This is a genomic window from Jiangella gansuensis DSM 44835, assembly GCF_000515395.1.
In the GTDB taxonomy this organism is placed as follows: Bacteria; Actinomycetota; Actinomycetes; order Jiangellales; family Jiangellaceae; genus Jiangella; species Jiangella gansuensis.
Genome location: NZ_KI911782.1, coordinates 4,744,162 through 4,762,191 on the forward strand (window position 1 = coordinate 4,744,162; position 18,030 = coordinate 4,762,191).

Below are 18,030 nucleotides of genomic sequence, written 5' to 3' on the forward strand. Positions count from 1 at the left end.
TCGGCATCCATGGTGAGAACCCCGCCCCCCGGGCGCCGACCGCGAGAGCCGCCGCTGTCCACAGGCACCCGAGATCGATGCCGTTGTCCACATTTCGTCTGTGCGCGCCGCCAAGGCCTCGACACGGGTGGTCGAATCGGTCCATGAGCGATGTGACCAGCACTTCAGACTCTCGAAACCCCGAGTTCGCCGGCTCGGACGAGCATACGAGTGATGCTGACCATGACACCTTTCCCTGGCGGGATCGGACCGTCGGAGACGGCAAGGCGGCGCCGCTCTGGACGGGTGGCGACAAGCCGGAATGGGGCCACCCGGCCGTCCGCGAAGGGTCGTTCGTGAATCCGTTGTTGTCGGCAGGTTCGGTGCTGCGTACTGCTCGTGCCTACGCCGGTTTGAGTCAGCGTGAACTCGCGGCGCGGACGGGCCATGCGCAGTCAACCATCGCGCGCATCGAGGCCGGCAGAACGTCGGCGCACTGGCCGGTGTTGTTCAGCTGCCTCGTCGCGTGCGGTCTGACCTTCGGCCTGCTCGCTCCGGACGGCGAGGTGATCGGCCATGAACCACTGGTTGTCGACCGGGACGCAGCGGGTCGCCGGTACCCCGCTCACCTGCGGGTCAGCCGGGTCGGGCACTGGGGGCAACCGTGGCGGTTCCGCCACTACGTTCCGGATGTGCGGGTGAAGACCCCGCCGTTCGCGTATCGGCGGCGACGCCGCAGCGGCGCGCCGAACCCGGTCCTCGCCCGTCGCCGTCTGCGGAGGATGGCACTGCGCGGCCTAGACTCGGCAGGGTGACCGTGCTTTCCGCGCTCGACGACGCGCGCCTGTCCGACATCACCTCCTCGGAGGCGTCGCTGCGGCGCTTCCTCCATGGGCTGCCCGGGGTCGACCAGGTCGGCGCCGAGGCCCGAGCCGCCACGCTGGCCACCCGTTCCATCAAGACCACCGCGAAGCAGTTCGCCATCGACCTCGCCATCTCGATGATCGACCTGACCACGCTGGAAGGCCAGGACACTCCGGGCAAGGTCCGGGCACTGTGCTCGAAGGCGCTGCGGCCTGACCCGTCCGACCGTGACGTCCCGCGCGTCGCCGCCGTCTGTGTGTACCCGGACCTGGTGGCCACCGCGGTGGAGGCCCTGGGCGGCGCCGAGCGGACGGTCAAGGTGGCCAGCGTCGCCACCGGGTTCCCGTCCGGTCGCACCAGCCTCGCGGTCAAGGAGGCCGACACCCGCGATGCGGTCGCCGCGGGCGCCGACGAGGTCGACATGGTCATCGACCGGGGCGCGTTCCTGGCCGGCCGGTACGGTCAGGTCTTCGACGAGATCGTCGCGGTCAAGCGGGCCTGCGCCCGCGACGGCGCGGATGGTGCGCACCTGAAGGTGATCCTCGAAACCGGCGAGCTGGCGACGTACGACAACGTGCGCCGGGCGTCGTGGCTGGCCATGCTGGCCGGGGCCGACTTCATCAAGACCAGCACCGGCAAGGTGGCGCCGGCCGCCACCCTCCCGGTGACCCTGGTGATGCTAGAGGCGGTACGCGACTTCCGCGACACCACCGGGCGCCAGGTCGGGGTCAAGCCGGCCGGCGGCATCCGCACCAGCAAGGACGCCATCAAGTATCTGGTGCTGGTGAACGAGACCGTGGGCGAGGACTGGCTGGATCCGGACTGGTTCCGCCTCGGGGCCTCCAGCCTGCTCAACGACCTGCTCATGCAGCGGCAGAAGCTGCGCACCGGCCGCTATGCGGGTCCCGACTACTTCACGCTCGACTAGAGGCGGCACCACGATGACGAAGTTCGAGTACGCGCCCGCACCGGAGTCCCGCGCGATCGTCGACATCAAGAGCTCGTACGGGCTGTTCGTGAACGGCGAGTTCGTCGAGCCGGTGGACGGCACGTCGTTCAAGTCGGTGAACCCGGCTACCGAGGAGGTCCTCGCCGAGATTGCGCAGGCCGGGGCGGCCGACGTCGACGCCGCCGTGCAGGCCGCCCGTCGTGCTCACGATAAGGTCTGGTCGAAGCTGTCCGGGCGCGACCGCGGCAAGTACCTGTTCCGCATCGCCCGGATCATCCAGGAGCGTGCCCGCGAACTGGCCGTGCTGGAGTCCATCGACAACGGCAAGCCGATCCGCGAGTCCCGCGACGTCGACGTCCCGCTGGTCGCCGCGCACTTCTTCTACTACGCGGGCTGGGCGGACAAGCTGCGCTGGGCCGGCGCCGGTCCCGAGCCGCGGCCGTACGGTGTCGCCGCACAGGTCATTCCGTGGAACTTCCCACTGCTCATGCTGGCGTGGAAGATCGCGCCGGCGCTCGCGGCCGGCAACACCGTCGTGCTCAAGCCGGCCGAGACGACACCGCTGACCGCGCTGCTGTTCGCCGAGATCTGCCAGCAGGCCGAGCTGCCGCCGGGCGTCGTGAACATCGTGACGGGCGCCGGCGACACCGGGCGGTCGCTGGTCGAGCACCCGGGGGTGGACAAGGTCGCGTTCACCGGATCGACGGAGGTGGGCAAGCAGATCGCCCGCAGCGTCGCCGGTACGGCGAAGACGGCCACCCTCGAGCTGGGCGGCAAGGCGGCGAACATCGTGTTCGACGATGCCCCGATCGACCAGGCCATCGAAGGCATCGTCAACGGCATCTTCTTCAACCAGGGCCACGTGTGCTGCGCCGGGTCGCGGCTGCTGGTGCAGGAGTCCGTCTACGACGACGTGCTCGACCGGCTCAAGCGGCGGCTGACCACGCTGCGAGTCGGCGACCCGCTGGACAAGAACACCGACATCGGCGCGATCAACTCCGCCGAGCAGCTCACCCGCATCCGGGAACTGTCCGAGGTGGGCGAGGCCGAAGGCGCCGAGCGGTGGTCGCCCGAGTGCGACCTGCCCGCCCGCGGCTACTGGTTCCCGCCGACGCTGTTCACCGGCGTCAGCCAGGCGCACCGGATCGCCCGCGAGGAGATCTTCGGGCCGGTGCTGTCGGTACTGCCGTTCCGTACCCCGGCCGAAGCGGTCGAGAAGGCGAACAACACGCCGTACGGATTGTCCGCCGGCGTGTGGACCGACAAGGGCTCCCGCATCCTCTGGATGTCGCAGCAGCTGCGCGCCGGCGTCGTCTGGGCCAACACGTTCAACCGGTTCGACCCGACGTCGCCGTTCGGCGGATACAAGGAGTCCGGTTACGGCCGTGAGGGCGGCCGGCACGGTCTGCTGGCATACCTGAAGTCGGAGGCCGCGTGATGGCTGGAGCAGCGACGAGCGAGAAGCGGGGCGTGACCGAGTGACAGAGCGACTCGCGGTGAAGAAGACCTACAAGCTGTACGTCGGCGGCAAGTTCCCGCGCTCGGAATCGGGCCGGTCCTACGAGGTCACCGACGCCAAGGGCCGGTTTTTGGCCAACGCGGCCTGGGCATCCCGCAAGGACGCCCGCGACGCCGTCTCCGCCGCCCGTAAGGCGTTCGCCGGCTGGTCCGGCGCGACGGCATACAACCGCGGCCAGGTGCTCTACCGGGTGGCAGAGGTGATGGAGGGCCGGCACGGGCAGTTCGTCGACGAGGTCGCCGCCGGTGAAGGGCTGGCCCGAGGGAAAGCCGAGAAGCTCGTCGACGAGGCCATCGACCGCTGGGTCTGGTACGCGGGCTGGTCGGACAAGATCGCCCAGGTGGTCGGGTCCAGCAACCCCGTGGCCGGGCCGTACTTCGACTTCTCCGTGCCGGAGCCGACCGGCGTGGTCGCGGTGCTGGCACCGCAGCGCTCGTCTTTGCTCGGGCTGGTGTCGGTGCTGGCGCCGGTCATCGTCGGCGGCAACACCGCGGTGGTGACGGCGTCGCTGGAGCGGCCGCTGCCGGCCATCACGCTGTCGGAGGTGCTGGCGACGTCCGACGTCCCCGGCGGCGTGGTGAACATCCTCACCGGCCGGGTCGGCGACACCGCCCCGACGCTGGCCGCGCACATGGACGTCAACGCCGTCGACCTCACCGGAGCCGCCGGCGACCCCGAGCACGCCCGCGAGCTCGAGCTGGCCGCCGCCGACAACCTCAAGCGGGTAGTGCGCACGCCCGAGGCCGAGCCCGACTGGACCGTCGAGCCCGGTCTGGAGCGCATCACCGCTTACCTGGAGACGAAGACCGTCTGGCACCCCGTCGGCAGCTGAACCGCTGTCATTCCACCGGAGCCGGGACCGGCGTCTCCACCGGAGCCGGGACCGGCGTCTCTACAGGGGCCGGAGTTTCGACCGCGCCCGGCAGCAGGTCGCCCAGTGGCGGCTCCAGAACCGGCTCGGCACAGCTGCCGTCCGGCTCGACGCCGACGGTGAACCGCGGGAACACGTGCTCACCCCACGGGTTGGCTTCGACGAACGTCTGCTCCGGGTAGGCGCCGTCATAGCACTGCTCGACCCAGCCGAGGTCGATCGGCCTCCCGTCCTGGTCGTAGAGGCGGACGTTCTCCAACAGAGTGCCGTCGGCGCCGTAGGCGAAGATGTTCGTCACCGCGACGCCGTCAGTGGTGTAGAAGCCGGGCTCGAACTGGTTGTAGCCGCTGTCCACGTACTCGACCCGCGGAACCGCAAACCCGCCGATCACATTGACGGCTACCAGCAGCCCGCCGACGGCCAGGCCGGCGTTGGCCAGCTGCATCGCCAGCCGCGTCCGGCCCTCGACCTGCCCGTCGACGGTGCGGCGGCCGAGCCACACCGAACCGACCAGCGCGGCCAGGAACACCAGCGCCCCGGTCGAGGCGCTGCTGGTGATGTACGCGACGATCAGGCCGAGCGCCACCGCCCTGGCCACCCACCAGGCCGGACGCAGCGACCGGCCGAATTCGATGGCCGGGGTACCCCATGGCGTCCCCCGCATCCACTGCTCGACCTGCATGAGCAACGACGCGCCGGGGAGCTGGCGCAGTTCGGCCATCGGGTCGTCGCGGCCGGCCACCAGCAGTTGCGCCCCCGCCATCGCCAGCACCCCGGCGACCAAGGCCGGCACCGCGAAGAACGCGGGTGCACCGCTCAGCCCGAGCACCACGTCGATCAGCGACAGCGCCCCGAGTCCGAGCGCCACCACGGTGAAGAACGACACCAGGAACCGGAACAACCGGCGGCCGAACCCAGTGCCCTGGGCCGTGCCGGCCGGCGTCGGCTCCGGCAACCCGGCGGCGGAACGCAGCTCGGCCGCGTATGCCGCCGGCGCTCCCAACCGCTCGACCAGTTGGCCGAGCGTGACGTCGTCGCCGAACTCGGCCGCCACCTGTTCCAGGTGTTCGCGGACGTCTTCGGCGATCTCTGCGATCTCGTCCGCCGGCAGGTCGACGAGTTCCTCGCGGACCGTCGCGACATAGCTCGCGACAGCCGGGTGGGTGGTCCTCACGCCGCCTCCTTCGTGGCTTGGTCGACCAGGTCCGTCAGTACCCCGGCGAACTCCCGCCAGGTCTTGGCCGAGCGCCGCAGCAGGTCCCGGCCGGTGCCGTTGAGGCTGTAGTACTTGCGGTGCGGGCCCTCCTCGGAGGGGACGACGTACGTGGTGAGCGCGCCGGCGCTGTAGAGCCGCCGCAGTGTCCCGTACACCGAGGCGTCGCCGACCTCGGTCAGCCCGGCCGCTCGCAGCCGCCGGACGACGTCGTAGCCGTAGCCGTCCTCCTCGCGCAGCACGGCGAGCACAGCCAGGTCGAGAACCCCCTTGAGCAACTGACTGGTGTCCATGGTCATCCCCTCTCCTGTGCGGAGGACAGTATTACGCGAACCGCAGTACTGCGTAGTCGACACGCCGCCTCGTGAGTAGCCGCGAGCTGCCTGGTCGGCGATGGGTGCCGGGCACCTTTGCAATGAGCACCTATACGCACCAGCCCCGCCGACTCGCCGGACGCCGTGATGGCGGGTGGTTTGGTGGTGCTCTGGCGCCACCAAACCACCCGCCATCGCCCAGCTTCGTACGCCTGCGGCCGCCTAAGACGACCGCCGGCCTGCCGGCGCTGCACGGCTCATGCTGGTCGTCACGGACGAATCCGGCAAAGTCATCCGCCCCATGGAGGTCTGGGACGAGACTCGCGACGGGGGGTGGGAAGGCGGTTCCAGGCGCACCTCGACCTCATCCTCGATCCGCGCGCCGGCGACTGATGGGCCGATCGTTACGGCCTGGCTCGTCCGCCGGAGACCTATCACCGCAGCAGGGCGTGGCGCGACGCTCGCCGCCGCCGATGGGAAGTGCGAGTCGAACAGTTCCGCAACCATCCGCCGCCACCGATCGTGTGAGGCGCCCCGACCATAGGCTCGGGGCATGCGCGGACGCGGGTTGTTGCTGGCGGCGCTCGTCGCCGTCACGGTGGCCGGCTGTGCGGACGAAGCCGGCCCCGACGACGACGCCGGCTCGCCGCCCGCGCCTCCCCCGACACCCACGACCACGCCGACGGCGACGGCACTGTCGCCGCCGCACACACCGGCACCCACCGCAGAGCCGGAGACCGGGCCGGTCACGCTGGCGTTCGCCGGCGACATCCACTTCGAAGGGGTGCTGCGGGCGCGGCTCGACGACCCGGCCACGGCGCTCGCCCCCATAGCCGGCCAACTCGGCGCCGCGGACCTCACCGTCGTCAACCTGGAGTCGTCGGTGGGCAGCGGTGGCACGCCGGAGCCGGGCAAGCGCTACACCTTCCAGGCACCGCCGGCCGCACTGGCCGCCCTGCAGAGCGCCGGCGTCGACGTCGTGACCATGGCGAACAACCACGCCATGGACTTCGGCCCGGACGGTCTGAGCGACACGCTGGCGGCGGCCGCGGCGGCCTGGCCGGGCCTGGACGTCGTCGGGGTCGGCGCCGACGCGGCCGAAGCGTTCGCGCCCGCGATCCGCGACGTCGGCGGCACCACGGTCGCGGTCCTCGGCGCCAACGTCCCCGACGACCCGGGCGCCGACCCGACCGCCCACTGGGCCGCGACCGACACGTCCGCCGGGGTGGCGACGGCGTTGGATCCGGCGCCGCTGCTGAGCGCGGTCGCCCGGGCGCGGGCCGTCGCCGACATCGTCGTCGTCTACCTGCACTGGGGCGTGCAGGGCGACAGCTGCCCGAGCCCGTCACAGACCGCGCTGGCGGCATCCCTCAGTGAGCCCGCGACCGGCGCGGACGTCGTCGTCGGCAGCCACACCCACCGGCTGCAGGGCGCCGGCCGGCTAGGAGCGGACGGCGCCTACGTGGCGTACGGGCTGGGCAACTTCGTCTGGTACACGCAGAGTTCCGACGCCGCCGCGACCACCGGAGTGCTGACCCTCACCGTCGACGACGGCGCGGTGACCGGCGAGGCGTGGGCCCCGGCCCGGATCGGCGCCGACGGACTTCCGGTGTTCGCCAGCGGCGCCGCGGCCGAGCGGTTGACCGCCGACCGCGACGCGCTGCGCGAATGCGCCGGGCTCACCGCGCTGCGGTGAACCGCCGCAGCCGCAGGCTGTTGGACACCACGAACACCGAGGAGAACGCCATCGCCGCACCGGCCAGCATCGGGTTCAACAGGCCGGCTGCCGCGAGCGGCAGCGCCGCGACGTTGTAGGCGAACGCCCACACCAGGTTGCCCTTGATGGTGGTCAGGGTGCGCCGGGCCAGCCGGATGGCGTCGGCCGCGGCGTGCAGATCACCGCGGACCAGCGTCAGATCCGACGCCTCGATCGCGACGTCGGTGCCGGTGCCCATGGCCAGGCCGAGGTCGGCCTGGGCGAGCGCGGCCGCGTCGTTGACGCCGTCGCCGACCATCGCGACGACCTTGCCCTCCGCCTGCAGCCGCTTGACGACGTCGACCTTGTCGGCCGGCAGCACCTCCGCCACGACGTCATCGATACCGACCTGCCGCGCCACGGACTGTGCGGTCGCCTCGTTGTCGCCGGTCAGCAGGATCGGCGTGAGCCCGAGGGCGCGCAGCCGGGCCACGGCGTCCGCGGAGGTCGGCTTGACCGCGTCGGCGACCACGATGACGCCGCGGGCGGCGCCGTCCCAGCTGACGACGGCCGCGGTGCGGCCTTGCGCCTCGGCCCGTTCCATCGCCTCGGCGAGCGACGGCGGCACCGGCTGCGACCACTCGGCCAGCAGACGGGGGCGCCCGACCAGGACCGCGCGGCCCTCGACCACACCCTGTACGCCCAGGCCCTCCAGGTTGCGGAAGTCCTCCACGCCAGGCAGGGCACCCAGCCGCGACTCGGCCCCGTCGGCGATCGCCCGGGCGATCGGGTGCTCGGAGGCGCTCTCCAGCGCGCCGGCGACCCGCAGCACCTCGTCAGGGTCCGCATCGTCGGCAGCCACCACATCGAGCAGCGCCATGGTCCCGGTGGTGACGGTTCCGGTCTTGTCGAGGACGACGGTGTCGACCCGGCGGGTGGACTCCAGAACCTGCGGGCCCTTGATGATGATGCCGAGCTGGGCGCCGCGACCGGTGCCGACCAGCAGCGCCGTCGGCGTGGCCAGGCCCAGCGCGCACGGGCAGGCGATGATCAGCACCGCGACCGCGGCGGTGAAGGCGGCGGCCGCGCCGCCGCCGGTGCCAAGCCAGAACCCGAGCGTCCCCGCGGCCAGCGCGATGACGATCGGGACGAAGATCCCGGAGACCCGGTCGGCGAGCCGCTGCACCTCGGCCTTGCCGCTCTGCGCGTCCTCGACCAGCTTCGCCAGCTGTGCGAGCTGAGTGTCCGAACCGATGCGGGTGGCCCGCACGACCAGCCGGCCGTGCGCACTGACGGTGGCGCCGACGACGGTGTCACCGGGACCCACCTCGACGGGGACGGACTCGCCGGTGAGCATGGAGACGTCGACCGCCGACGCGCCCTCGGTGACGACACCGTCGGTGGCGATCTTCTCCCCCGGCCGGACCACGAACACGTCGCCGACGGCGAGTTGGTCGGCCGGGATGCGCTCCTCGCGGTCGCCGCGCAGGACGGAGACCTCCTTCGCGCCCAGCTCCAGCAGAGCGCGCAGTGCGGCACCCGCCCGCCGCTTCGACCTGGCCTCGAAATAGCGCCCGGCCAGGATGAACGTGGTGACCCCGGCGGCGACCTCGAGGTAGATGTTGCCCTCGCCGTCACCGCGGGAGATGGTCAGTTCGAACGGGTGCTCCATGCCCGGCATGCCGGCCGTGCCGAGGAACAACGCATACAGCGACCAGCCGAGGGCGGCCAGCGTGCCCATCGACACCAGTGTGTCCATGGTGGCGCTGCCGTGCCGCAGGTTGGCCCAGGCGGCTCGGTGGAAAGCCGCGCCGCCCCAGACCACCACGGGCGCCGCGAGCGTGAGCGACAGCCACTGCCAGTAGTCGAACTGCAGGGCCGGGATCATCGACATCGCGACGACCGGAACGCTGAGGACCGCGGTCACGATCAGCTTGTCGCGCAGCGCGCGCACCGGGTCCGGGCGGCCGTCATCGTCGGCGGTCGCACCGGCATCGGCGGCCGGCGGCTCGGGCAGCCGGGCGGTGTAACCCGCGGCCTCGACGGCCGCGATGAGCTGCGCGGTCTCGACGCCGTCGCCGTAGCTCACGCGCGCTTTCTCCGTCGCGTAGTTGACACTGGCCTCGACGCCGTCGAGCCGGTTGAGCCGCTTCTCCACCCGGGCCGCGCAGGACGCGCAGGTCATGCCGCCGATCTCGAGGTCGACGGTGGCGAAGCTCATGAATCCTCCCCGTAGGTCGCGGCGCCGTCGGCGTGCATGGTGAACTCGGCGGTACGCACGACGCCGTCGTGCTTGAAGTCCAGGAACAGGCGGTAGTCGCCGGCCGATGCGGCGGTGGCGTAGAAGGCGATGTCCGGCCCGGGCGCGGTGGTGCCGTCGCCGGGTTCGCCCTCCGGGTGGACGTGCAGGTAGGCGAGGTCGCCGTCGCGCAGCGCCACCAGGTGGCCATAGGCACCCAGGTACGGCTCCAGGTCGGTGACCGGTTGACCGTCGCGGCTGACCGACAGGGTGAGTTTGGACTCCTCACCCGGGTGCAGGTCGCCGTCCAGGGTGACGGTGTAGCCGTCGACCTCGGCGGTGGCGGACGGCGCCGGCAGCGCGGCCGGCTGGTAAGCACCGGCGACGGCGAGGTCCACGCCCAGCACCAGCCCGTCGTCCTCGCCGGCGGGGACGAAGTCGGCGAACAGCTTCCATTCGCCCGGCGTCAGGGCCAGCGGGATGCTCCAGGTGCCCGCGGCGTCGCGGACCGGGTGCACGTGCTGGTAGCCGGTGAGGTCGCGACGGACGGCGATGAGGTGCAGCTCTTCCTCGTGGGACTCGGTGAACGCCGTGACGGCGTCGCCGTCGGGTCCGAGGATCCGGAAGGACAGCGGCGTGGCCGGTCCGGCCGGCAGGGCGGCGGCATCGAGCGCGAATGTGTAGCCGTTCTCGGACACCATGAGTCCTCCGGGCAGGTGGGCCGCCGCTGCCTCGCCGCCGTGGTCGCCGCCACCGTCGTCGTGGGTGTCTGCAGGCTCGTCGCCGTGGGCGTCGGCAGGCGCGTCGTCGTGTTCGGCTTCGGCCGCGGCGGGTTCGTCGTCGACGCCGATCGGCCCGGCCGCGCGGCCGAGGCCGGCGGCCAGACCGAACACGCCGGCCAGGCAGAGTGCGTAGACGCCGAGCTTGGCGGGAGCGTTCATGAGGTGCGCTCCTCGCCCGCGGCTCAGGACCCGGCGAGCTGGTAGCCGGCCTCTTCGACCGCAGCCCGCACAGTGTCGTCCGTCAGTGGAGCGTCACTGGTGACGTCGACCGCGCCACTGGCGAGGTTCACGTCGACCTGGGTGACACCGTCGATGCGGCCCACCTCTTCGCGGACCGAGCTCACGCAGTGCCCGCAGGTCATGCCGACGACGGTGTAGGTGGACGTGGTCATGGCGAAACCCCTTCTGCCGTGATGGTGTGGGATGGTCAGGACCGCACGAGACGGGCGATGGCGTCCGACGCTTCCTTGACCTTGATGTCGGCCTCCGGACCACCGGCCCGCGCGGCCTCGACCACGCAGTGCGCCAGGTGCTCCTCGAGCAACCCGAGCGCCACCGACTCCAGCGCCTTCGTCATGGCCGACACCTGCGTCAGGATGTCGATGCAGTACTTCTCCTCCTGCACCATGCGCTGCAGCCCGCGAGCCTGCCCCTCGATGCGGCTGAGCCGCTTGAGGTAGTCGTCCTTGCGGTTGATGTAGCCGTGCGTGGCGTGTGCATCGGCCGGCGTCTCGGTCATGGCGGTCCCTTTCCTTCGAGCGATACCCACCAGAACCATACCCCGGTGCGGTACCCCTCACTGCTTTGAACCGTACACTACCCCCCTAGGGTATGTCGAGTGGTGTGGCTCACCGGTACGACGCGGCAGGCCGGCCGGGTGGCGTGCCAGACTTGGGGCCCGTGCACCGTGTCGTCCTCCTCGCCGGCCCGTCAGGCAGCGGCAAGTCCAGGCTGGCCCGCGAGAGTGGGCTGCCGGTCCTGAACCTCGACCACTTCTACCGCGACGGCGACGACCCCGACATGCCCCGCCGGCTCGATCTCGGCATCGTCGACTGGGACGATCCGCGCGCGTGGGACGCCGGGCGCGCCGTCGACACGCTCACCGAGCTGTGCCGCACCGGCTCGGCGCGGATCCCGGTCTACGACATCGCGCACGACCGCACCACCGGCAGCGAGCCGTTCACCGTCGGGGCCGCGCCGGTGTTCGTCGCCGAAGGGCTGTTCGCGGCGGAGATCGTGCGCGAATGCCGCTCCCGCGGCATCCTGGCCGATGCCATCGTCCTGCACCGCAAGCCGTGGAAGAACTTCGTGCGCCGCCTCACCCGCGACCTCGCTGAGCGCCGCAAACGGCCGCTCACCCTGCTGCGCCGAGGCCTGGCCCTGCTCCGGGCCGAGCGGGCCGTGCTGCGCCGGCAGCGCGAGCTCGGCGCCCGCCCGGCCGACGCCGCACACGCGCGGGAGGCCCTCAGGGTCGCTGCCGAGTCGCCGTCCGGGATGCCCTGACCGGGGATATCCGGGTCCGCCCATCCTCGAGGGGGACGTTTGAGATGCCGTCCGCGGCCTACCGTTGAGGTATGAGTACAAGCGACTACTACCCCACCGCCAGCCGCGGCGGGTTGGTGCGTCCGCGCGGTAACCGGATGATCGCCGGTGTGTGCGCGGGCCTGGCCCACCGCTTCGGCATGAAAACCCGAACCGTCCGCATCCTGGCCCTGGTGTCGTGCCTGCTGCCCGGCCCGCAGGTGCTGGCCTACATCGCCATGTGGATCATCATGCCCAACGAGGACTGACCACCGCCCGAGCACCTGCGTGACTCGCCGCACAGGACCACCGATCGCCGCGTATCCCGAGATAGCCTCACGAGGTGGTTCGCAGCGTCTACGTGGCCTCGGTGACCGGTGAGACCGGAAAGTCCACCGTGGCGCTAGGCACGCTGGAAGCGCTGACCCGGCGCATCGGCAGGGTCGGGGTGTTCCGCCCGGTGGTGCGCTCCGGCCGGCAGCCGGACTACGTGCTCGAGCTGTTGCTCGCGCACGACGGCGTTGACCTGCCCTACGACGACTGCGCCGGTGTCACGTACGAGGACGTGCACGCCGACCCCGATGCAGCCATGAGCACCATTCTCAGCCGCTACCGCGCGGTGGCGTCGCAGTGCGAGGCCGTGGTCGTCGTCGGCAGTGACTACACCGACGTCGACAGCCCGACGGAGTTCTCCTTCAACGCCAGGGTGGCGGCCAACCTCGGCGCGCCGGTCGTGCTGGTGCTCAACGGCCACGACCGCACCGCCACCGACCTGGCCGCCGTCGCCGAGCTGGCGACCTCGGAGCTCGCCGCCAACTACGGCACCCTGGCCGCGGTGGTGGCCAACCGGGTGCCGCCGGCGGCCCTCGACGACGCCCGCGCGGCGCTGAGCGGGTACGGCCCGGCGTTCGCCCTGCCGGAGGAGCCGCTGCTGTCCGCGCCCACCATGGGCGATCTCGTCCAGGCCGGCGGCGGCGCGCTGTTCCGTGGCGCCCCGGAACGTCTCGGCCGCGAGGTGAGCGGCCTGGTGGTAGCCGGGATGACGTTGCCGAACGTGCTGGACCGGCTGGCCGACGACGCCGTCGTCATCACTCCGGCCGACCGCAGCGACGTGCTGCTCGGGGTCCTGCTGGCGCACGCGTCGAAGACCCTGCCGACGCTGGCCGGCATCGTGCTCAACGGCGGATTCGACCTGCCGCCGCAGGTGGTGCAGCTCATGGACGGCCTGGACCTGGAGCTGCCGATCGCGACGATGCCCGGCGACACCTTCGGCACTGCGACCCGGCTGGCGGCGGTCCGCGGCCGCCTCACCCACGGCGCCACCCGCAAGGTGCAGACGGCGCTGGCCCTGTTCGACCGGCACGTCGAGGCCGGTGACCTGCTGGACCGCCTCGACGTCACCCGCAGCAGCGTCGTGACGCCCCTGATGTTCGAGCACGACCTCATCGACCAAGCGAAAGCTCAGCGCCAGCACATCGTGCTCCCCGAGGGCGAGGAGGAGCGGGTGCTGCGGGCCGCCGACACGGTGCTGCGCCGCGGCATCGCCGAGCTCACCTTGCTGGGCCGCCCTGACGACGTCCGCGCTGCCGCCGACCGGATCGGGGTGGACATCGGTGTCGCCGACGTCATCGACCCGCGTGAGAGCGAGCTGCGCGGCCGGTTCGCGCACGAGTACGCCCGGCTGCGCGCCCACCGCGGTGTCACTCAGGAGGCCGCCTGGGACCAGGTGGCCGACGTGTCGTACTTCGGCACGATGATGGTGCAGCAGGGTCTGGCCGACGGCATGGTGTCCGGCGCGGCGCACACCACCGCGCACACCATCCGGCCGGCGTTCGAGGTGGTCAAGACACCGCCCGGGGTGTCCATCGTGTCCAGTGTCTTCTTCATGTGCCTGCGCGACCGGGTGCTGGTGTACGGCGACTGCGCGGTCAACCCGGACCCGACAGCCGAGCAGCTGGCCGACATCGCCATCTCGTCGGCGGCCACCGCGGCGCAGTTCGGGGTGGAGCCGCGGGTCGCGATGCTGTCGTACTCGACCGGGGAGTCCGGCACCGGGTCGGACGTGGACAAGGTGCGGGCGGCGACGGCACTGGTTCGCGAGCGCCGGCCGGACCTGGAGGTCGAGGGCCCGATCCAGTACGACGCCGCGGTGGACGCGAGCGTCGCCCGCGCCAAGCTGCCCGGCAGTGAGGTGGCCGGCCGGGCCACGGTGTTCGTGTTCCCCGACCTGAACACCGGCAACAACACCTACAAGGCCGTACAACGCAGCGCCGGCGCGGTGGCGGTGGGGCCGGTGCTGCAGGGTTTGAACCGGCCGGTGAACGACCTGTCGCGCGGCGCGCTGGTACGCGACATCGTCAATACGATCGCGATCACGGCGATCCAGGCCCAGTCGGCGAGGGCCTCGTGAGCACGAGAGCCGCCGGTTGGTGGGCGGATGCCGTCCCCGCCCGCCTCGCTCGTTCCTCGCTCGGACGCCCGCGCCTACCCCTGACGGCATCCGCCCACGAACCGGCTACGCTAACCGCGGGCCAGCGCCAGGATGTCGTTCACCTGCGCCCGCGCGATCTCGACGTCGGGCATCGGGTACAGCCCGACGCTGCGCACACCGGCGTCGTCGAGCGCCTGCAGGTGCGCGGCGGCGTCGTCCAGGGTGCCGACCGGCGCCATCTCGGCCCACCAGTGCGGCGGGATGGTGGCCAGCCCGTCCAGGCCCTTCTCGGCGTAGCGGGCGGCGAGGTCGGCGTGGAACGGCAGCGTGGTGAGGCTGGGCGAGGGGTGGTCGAGCTGCCGGCCCAGCCATGGCGCCATGGTGCGGTACGCCTCGGCGCGTTCCCTGGCCACGCACAGCACGCCGAACACGGCGACGTGGAAATCGTCGGCGCTGCGGCCGGCCTGCTCCAGCGACCAGCGCACGTACGACGCGCCGGCCGGCTCGGCCAGCACCAGGCCCCCGGCAACCCGGCCGGCCATGGCCAGCGACTTCGGCCCGCGCACCCCGGCCAGCAGCGGCGGCGGCTCGGCCGGCGGCTGGTCGAGCTGGACGTCGTCGAGGTGCACGTACTGACCATGCATGGTCAGCTTCTCACCCGCCAGCAGCCGGTCGACCGCGACCATGACCTCTTCCAGCGCGGTGAGCGGGGAGGCCGGACGCACGCCCATCTGGCCCATCCACGACTGCACGCCGTGCCCGATGCCCGGCAGCAACCGGCCCGGGCCGAGCCCGTCGAGGGTGGCGATCTCCATGGCCGTGACGGCGGCGGTGCGCACCACCGCGGGCAGGATACCCACGCCGACGGTGAGCCGTTCGGTGACGCTCAGCGCCGCCGCGGCCAGGCTGGGCCCGGAGGTGAAGAAGCAATCCTCGATGACCCACAGCTGACCGGCGCCGCCCTGGTCGAGCGAATGGGCGACCTCGGTGACGAAGCCGGGTGGGAACGTCCGGTCGAAGCACATTCCGATCTGGAGCTGGTTGCTCGGCATGCCGGCAGACTAACGCTCCCCTCCGACAGGAACGGACGACACCGATGACCTCGACCGTCCTCGTGCTGAACTGCGGCTCGTCGTCGATCAAGTACCAGTTGATCGACCCGTCCGGGCCGACCGTCCTGGCCAAGGGCATCGCCGAACGCATCGGCGAACCGGACGGACGAGTCCGGCACGAAATCGGCGACGACGTCGACGAACGCGACGCCGAGCTGGCCGACCACGCCGCCGCCCTGGACGACATCGTCACGGCGTTCGACGCGACCGGCGGGCTGGCCGAGCGCGACCTCGCCGCCGTCGGACACCGGATCGTGCACGGCGGGGACCGGTTCTCCGAGCCCGTGCTGGTGGACGATGACGTCGAAGAGGTCATCGAGGAGCTGGCGCCGCTGGCCCCGCTGCACAATCCGCCCGGGCTGACCGCGCTGCGGCTGGCCCGGCGCGCGCTGCCGGACCTGCCGCACGTGGCGGTCTTCGACACCGCGTTCCACCAGAGCCTGCCGCCGTCGGCATACACGTACGCCCTGGACCGCGAGCTGGCCTCGACGCACCGGGTGCGCCGGTACGGTTTCCACGGCACGTCGGTGTCCTACGTCAGCCGCGAAGCCGCTCGGTTGCTGGAGCTGAACCCGGACGATGCCAACCTCATCGTGCTGCACCTGGGCAACGGCGCGTCCGCGACCGCGGTGCGCGGCGGCCGCTCCGTCGACACGTCGATGGGGCTGACCCCGCTGGAGGGCTTGGTGATGGGCACCCGCGGCGGCGACGTCGACCCCGGGGTGCTCACATACCTGCACCGCGAGGCGGGGCTGTCGGTCGACGAGCTCGACGAGATGCTCAATCGCCGCAGCGGCATGCTGGGCCTCGCCGGCGCGAACGACATGCGCGAGGTGCACCGCCGCGCCCGCGCCGGCGACGAGTCCGCCCGGCTGGCCCGCGAGGTGTACTGCCACCGCATCCGTCGTTACGTGGGCGCCTACCTCGCCGTTCTCGGACACGCGCACGCCATCGTGTTCACCGCCGGTGTCGGCGAGAACGACTCCTGGGTGCGGTCGCACGCGCTGGCCGGGATGCGCCGCCTCGGCGTCGAGGTCGACCATGTCCGAAACTCCTTCGTCAGCAGCCGGGCGCACGTCATCTCCCCCGACGGCGCCGACGTCCGGGTGATGGTGGTGCCGACCAACGAGGAGCTGGAGATCGCGCGGCAGGCGGCCGAGCTCGTCGGCTGACCGCCCCCGCCCCCAGCCCGTTGATCTTGGAGTTTCCGCGGATTCACCGCCCGATTTGCCCGATTGATTCCGCGAGAACTCCAAGATCAACCGGCTGGGCGCGGCGGATGCGGTAGCGCAGCACCAGGAACGGCAGGCCGAACACCGAGAACGCGTGGTCGGCACGCAGCTCGTCGCCGTCGGGGTACACGTCCAGCGTCTCGCCGAAGCCCGTCACCGCCAACGACGTCAGCTCGCCACGATCGTCGTCGACGAAGGTCAGGTAGTGACCCGGGTGTGCCAGGTCGCTGCCGCTGGTGAGGACGAGCCCGCCGCCGGCCCGGTTCCGCGGCTCCAGGGTGGCGGTGAAGTTCGACTCCGGCAGCGGGAATCCGACGCTGACGTAGCCGCGGCCGTCGTGGCGGTAGGTGGTGTAGACGCCGACGTAGATGGGCGCGTCGTCGTCGGCGTAGGAGCGGATCCAGCCCCGCACCAGCGGTGCGTCGTCACCGCGGTCGACGGTGTCGATGCGACTGACCACGCCGCGCAGCGCCTGCCGCTGGTTCATCGGGACGTTGGCCTGGCCCAGTGGCCGGGCCATCAACGCGCTGTAGAGCAGGTAGCCCGGCCGAACCCACATCCGCCACTCCGGGACGATGTCGAGGGTGAACCGGGTGGTGTGCTCGTAGAACTCGCGCACGAGCGGATGGACGAAGGCCGGATCGAACTGCGGCCCGGCGAGGTCGGCCAGAGTGTCGACGATGCCGACGTCACGGGCGTCGCGGGTGTAGGCGCCGCCGGTCCGGTCGGCCAGTTCACGCATGTAGTCGGTGCCGACGTAGCGCCCCCGCGCCGCTAGCGGGACGACGAACGGCAGCGCACCCGCGTCGGCACGCTCGGCCAGCAGCGTCACCTGAGGGTTCCGGAACAGCGCCGCCGCGGTGACCCGGTAGGCGACGACGGCGGCCGCGGCGGCCACCGCCGGCGAACTGCCGTACCGCCCCAGCGCCCGGCCGGCGAGCAGCCCGACCACCGGCCCGAGCAGCACTTTCTGCGGCCGCACGCCGAGCGCACCCGCCACGGACCCGGCAGCCAGCGCCACCCGGGACGCCGGCTGCCGGGCGACGGCGCCCGCGACCCAGCCGGCCGGTGCCGCGATGGCAGCGCTGGCGAGGATCCGATGTGGGAGCACCGGGATCTCGTCCGGCCGCTGCCGTCGCCGCGCGACCAGCTCCGACGCGCCCAGGACAGCCGCGCCGGCCAGGGCGGCCAGGCCGGTTGAGCGCCGGCCCCGGCCGGCACCGAGGGCCGCGCCGGCCAGCGCTCCGAGCCCGGCGGCTGTCGTCACCTGCTCGACGAGCTTCGGCGCCACGGCTCACCTCCGACGGG

General features: G+C 71.9%; 17 protein-coding genes. 9 read left to right on the plus strand and 8 right to left on the minus strand.

Features of this window, described 5'->3' with window-relative positions:
- Positions 1-143: 143 nt before the first annotated feature.
- Genes JIAGA_RS34075 through JIAGA_RS0122345 form a run of 4 tightly spaced genes read left to right on the plus strand, consistent with a single transcriptional unit; the run spans position 144 to position 4,143 of the window.
- Positions 144-794 (plus strand): helix-turn-helix domain-containing protein, encoded by a 651-nt coding sequence (locus tag JIAGA_RS34075; protein ID WP_157553426.1) that lies wholly within the window; start codon positions 144-146, stop codon positions 792-794.
- Positions 791-1,771 carry a deoxyribose-phosphate aldolase gene (gene deoC, locus JIAGA_RS0122335; RefSeq protein WP_051426403.1) on the plus strand — a complete coding sequence of 327 codons (981 nt, stop codon included), beginning with the start codon at positions 791-793 and terminating at the stop codon, positions 1,769-1,771. Before JIAGA_RS34075 ends, deoC begins: the two co-directional genes overlap by 4 nt.
- 13 nt (positions 1,772-1,784) lie before the next feature.
- A complete protein-coding gene (locus JIAGA_RS0122340) occupies positions 1,785-3,230 on the plus strand; it encodes an aldehyde dehydrogenase family protein (protein WP_026877357.1) in 1,446 nt (481 codons plus the stop codon).
- Between the two features lie 40 nt (positions 3,231-3,270).
- The gene (locus JIAGA_RS0122345) at positions 3,271-4,143 is read left to right on the plus strand and encodes an aldehyde dehydrogenase family protein (RefSeq protein ID WP_026877358.1); all 873 of its coding nucleotides are present in this window, start codon (positions 3,271-3,273) and stop codon (positions 4,141-4,143) included.
- A 7-nt stretch (positions 4,144-4,150) separates the two neighbouring features.
- On the opposite strand, the gene JIAGA_RS0122350 is transcribed toward JIAGA_RS0122345, so the two are convergent.
- Together JIAGA_RS0122350 and JIAGA_RS0122355 are read right to left on the minus strand one after the other, a co-directional pair.
- Positions 4,151-5,356 carry an HAAS signaling domain-containing protein gene (locus JIAGA_RS0122350; RefSeq protein ID WP_026877359.1) on the minus strand — a complete coding sequence of 402 codons (1,206 nt, stop codon included), beginning with the start codon at positions 5,354-5,356 and terminating at the stop codon, positions 4,151-4,153.
- Positions 5,353-5,688: a helix-turn-helix transcriptional regulator gene (locus JIAGA_RS0122355; RefSeq protein ID WP_026877360.1), complete on the minus strand. Its 336-nt coding sequence runs from the start codon at positions 5,686-5,688 to the stop codon at positions 5,353-5,355. Before JIAGA_RS0122355 ends, JIAGA_RS0122350 begins: the two co-directional genes overlap by 4 nt.
- Before the next feature lie 574 nt (positions 5,689-6,262).
- Between JIAGA_RS0122355 and JIAGA_RS0122360 the strand changes: the two genes are divergently transcribed.
- Positions 6,263-7,405 (plus strand): CapA family protein, encoded by a 1,143-nt coding sequence (locus tag JIAGA_RS0122360; protein WP_026877361.1) that lies wholly within the window; start codon positions 6,263-6,265, stop codon positions 7,403-7,405.
- Here JIAGA_RS0122360 and JIAGA_RS0122365 read toward each other — a convergent pair.
- The 4 genes from JIAGA_RS0122365 to JIAGA_RS0122380 are packed head-to-tail and all read right to left on the minus strand — an operon-like array spanning position 7,389 to position 11,165.
- Complete coding sequence (locus JIAGA_RS0122365; protein ID WP_026877362.1) at positions 7,389-9,626, minus strand: heavy metal translocating P-type ATPase; 2,238 nt, start codon at positions 9,624-9,626, stop codon at positions 7,389-7,391. The genes JIAGA_RS0122360 and JIAGA_RS0122365 overlap by 17 nt on opposite strands.
- The gene (locus tag JIAGA_RS0122370; RefSeq protein WP_026877363.1) at positions 9,623-10,585 is read right to left on the minus strand and encodes a hypothetical protein; all 963 of its coding nucleotides are present in this window, start codon (positions 10,583-10,585) and stop codon (positions 9,623-9,625) included. The genes JIAGA_RS0122365 and JIAGA_RS0122370 overlap by 4 nt, the downstream gene beginning before the upstream one ends.
- 23 nt (positions 10,586-10,608) lie before the next feature.
- Positions 10,609-10,818 (minus strand): heavy-metal-associated domain-containing protein, encoded by a 210-nt coding sequence (locus JIAGA_RS0122375; protein ID WP_026877364.1) that lies wholly within the window; start codon positions 10,816-10,818, stop codon positions 10,609-10,611.
- A 35-nt stretch (positions 10,819-10,853) separates the two neighbouring features.
- Complete coding sequence (locus tag JIAGA_RS0122380; protein ID WP_026877365.1) at positions 10,854-11,165, minus strand: metal-sensitive transcriptional regulator; 312 nt, start codon at positions 11,163-11,165, stop codon at positions 10,854-10,856.
- A 161-nt stretch (positions 11,166-11,326) separates the two neighbouring features.
- Here JIAGA_RS0122380 and JIAGA_RS31775 point away from each other — a divergent pair, with 161 nt between their 5' ends.
- The 3 genes from JIAGA_RS31775 (at position 11,327) to pta (ending at position 14,357) form a co-directional block, all read left to right on the plus strand.
- A complete protein-coding gene (locus JIAGA_RS31775; protein WP_211239797.1) occupies positions 11,327-11,929 on the plus strand; it encodes a uridine kinase family protein in 603 nt (200 codons plus the stop codon).
- Positions 11,930-12,000: 71 nt separating this feature from the next.
- The gene (locus JIAGA_RS0122395) at positions 12,001-12,216 is read left to right on the plus strand and encodes a PspC domain-containing protein (protein ID WP_051426404.1); all 216 of its coding nucleotides are present in this window, start codon (positions 12,001-12,003) and stop codon (positions 12,214-12,216) included.
- Positions 12,217-12,290: 74 nt separating this feature from the next.
- The gene (gene pta / locus JIAGA_RS0122400; RefSeq protein WP_026877367.1) at positions 12,291-14,357 is read left to right on the plus strand and encodes a phosphate acetyltransferase; all 2,067 of its coding nucleotides are present in this window, start codon (positions 12,291-12,293) and stop codon (positions 14,355-14,357) included.
- A gap of 110 nt (positions 14,358-14,467) precedes the next feature.
- On the opposite strand, the gene JIAGA_RS0122405 is transcribed toward pta, so the two are convergent.
- Entirely contained in the window at positions 14,468-15,430 is a 963-nt protein-coding gene (locus tag JIAGA_RS0122405) for an LLM class flavin-dependent oxidoreductase (protein WP_211239798.1), read from the minus strand.
- A gap of 44 nt (positions 15,431-15,474) precedes the next feature.
- On the opposite strand from JIAGA_RS0122405, the gene JIAGA_RS0122410 reads away from it, so the two are divergent.
- Positions 15,475-16,662, plus strand: a complete 1,188-nt coding sequence (locus JIAGA_RS0122410; protein ID WP_026877369.1) for an acetate/propionate family kinase — start codon at positions 15,475-15,477, stop codon at positions 16,660-16,662.
- A 43-nt stretch (positions 16,663-16,705) separates the two neighbouring features.
- On the opposite strand, the gene JIAGA_RS31780 is transcribed toward JIAGA_RS0122410, so the two are convergent.
- Positions 16,706-18,013, minus strand: coding sequence for a hypothetical protein (locus JIAGA_RS31780; RefSeq protein WP_051426405.1), 1,308 nt, complete (start codon positions 18,011-18,013; stop codon positions 16,706-16,708).
- Between the last annotated feature and the right edge of the window lie 17 nt (positions 18,014-18,030).

Coding starts and splice junctions, on each gene's coding strand:
- JIAGA_RS34075 (WP_157553426.1), top strand. CDS start 144: ATGAGCGATGTGACCAGCACTTCAGACTCTCGAAACCCCGAGTTCGCC.
- JIAGA_RS0122340 (WP_026877357.1), top strand. CDS start 1,785: ATGACGAAGTTCGAGTACGCGCCCGCACCGGAGTCCCGCGCGATCGTC.
- JIAGA_RS0122355 (WP_026877360.1), bottom strand. CDS start 5,688: ATGGACACCAGTCAGTTGCTCAAGGGGGTTCTCGACCTGGCTGTGCTC.
- JIAGA_RS0122360 (WP_026877361.1), top strand. CDS start 6,263: ATGCGCGGACGCGGGTTGTTGCTGGCGGCGCTCGTCGCCGTCACGGTG.
- JIAGA_RS0122365 (WP_026877362.1), bottom strand. CDS start 9,626: ATGAGCTTCGCCACCGTCGACCTCGAGATCGGCGGCATGACCTGCGCG.
- JIAGA_RS0122370 (WP_026877363.1), bottom strand. CDS start 10,585: ATGAACGCTCCCGCCAAGCTCGGCGTCTACGCACTCTGCCTGGCCGGC.
- JIAGA_RS0122375 (WP_026877364.1), bottom strand. CDS start 10,818: ATGACCACGTCCACCTACACCGTCGTCGGCATGACCTGCGGGCACTGC.
- JIAGA_RS0122380 (WP_026877365.1), bottom strand. CDS start 11,165: ATGACCGAGACGCCGGCCGATGCACACGCCACGCACGGCTACATCAAC.
- JIAGA_RS0122395 (WP_051426404.1), top strand. CDS start 12,001: ATGAGTACAAGCGACTACTACCCCACCGCCAGCCGCGGCGGGTTGGTG.
- JIAGA_RS0122405 (WP_211239798.1), bottom strand. CDS start 15,430: ATGCCGAGCAACCAGCTCCAGATCGGAATGTGCTTCGACCGGACGTTC.
- JIAGA_RS0122410 (WP_026877369.1), top strand. CDS start 15,475: ATGACCTCGACCGTCCTCGTGCTGAACTGCGGCTCGTCGTCGATCAAG.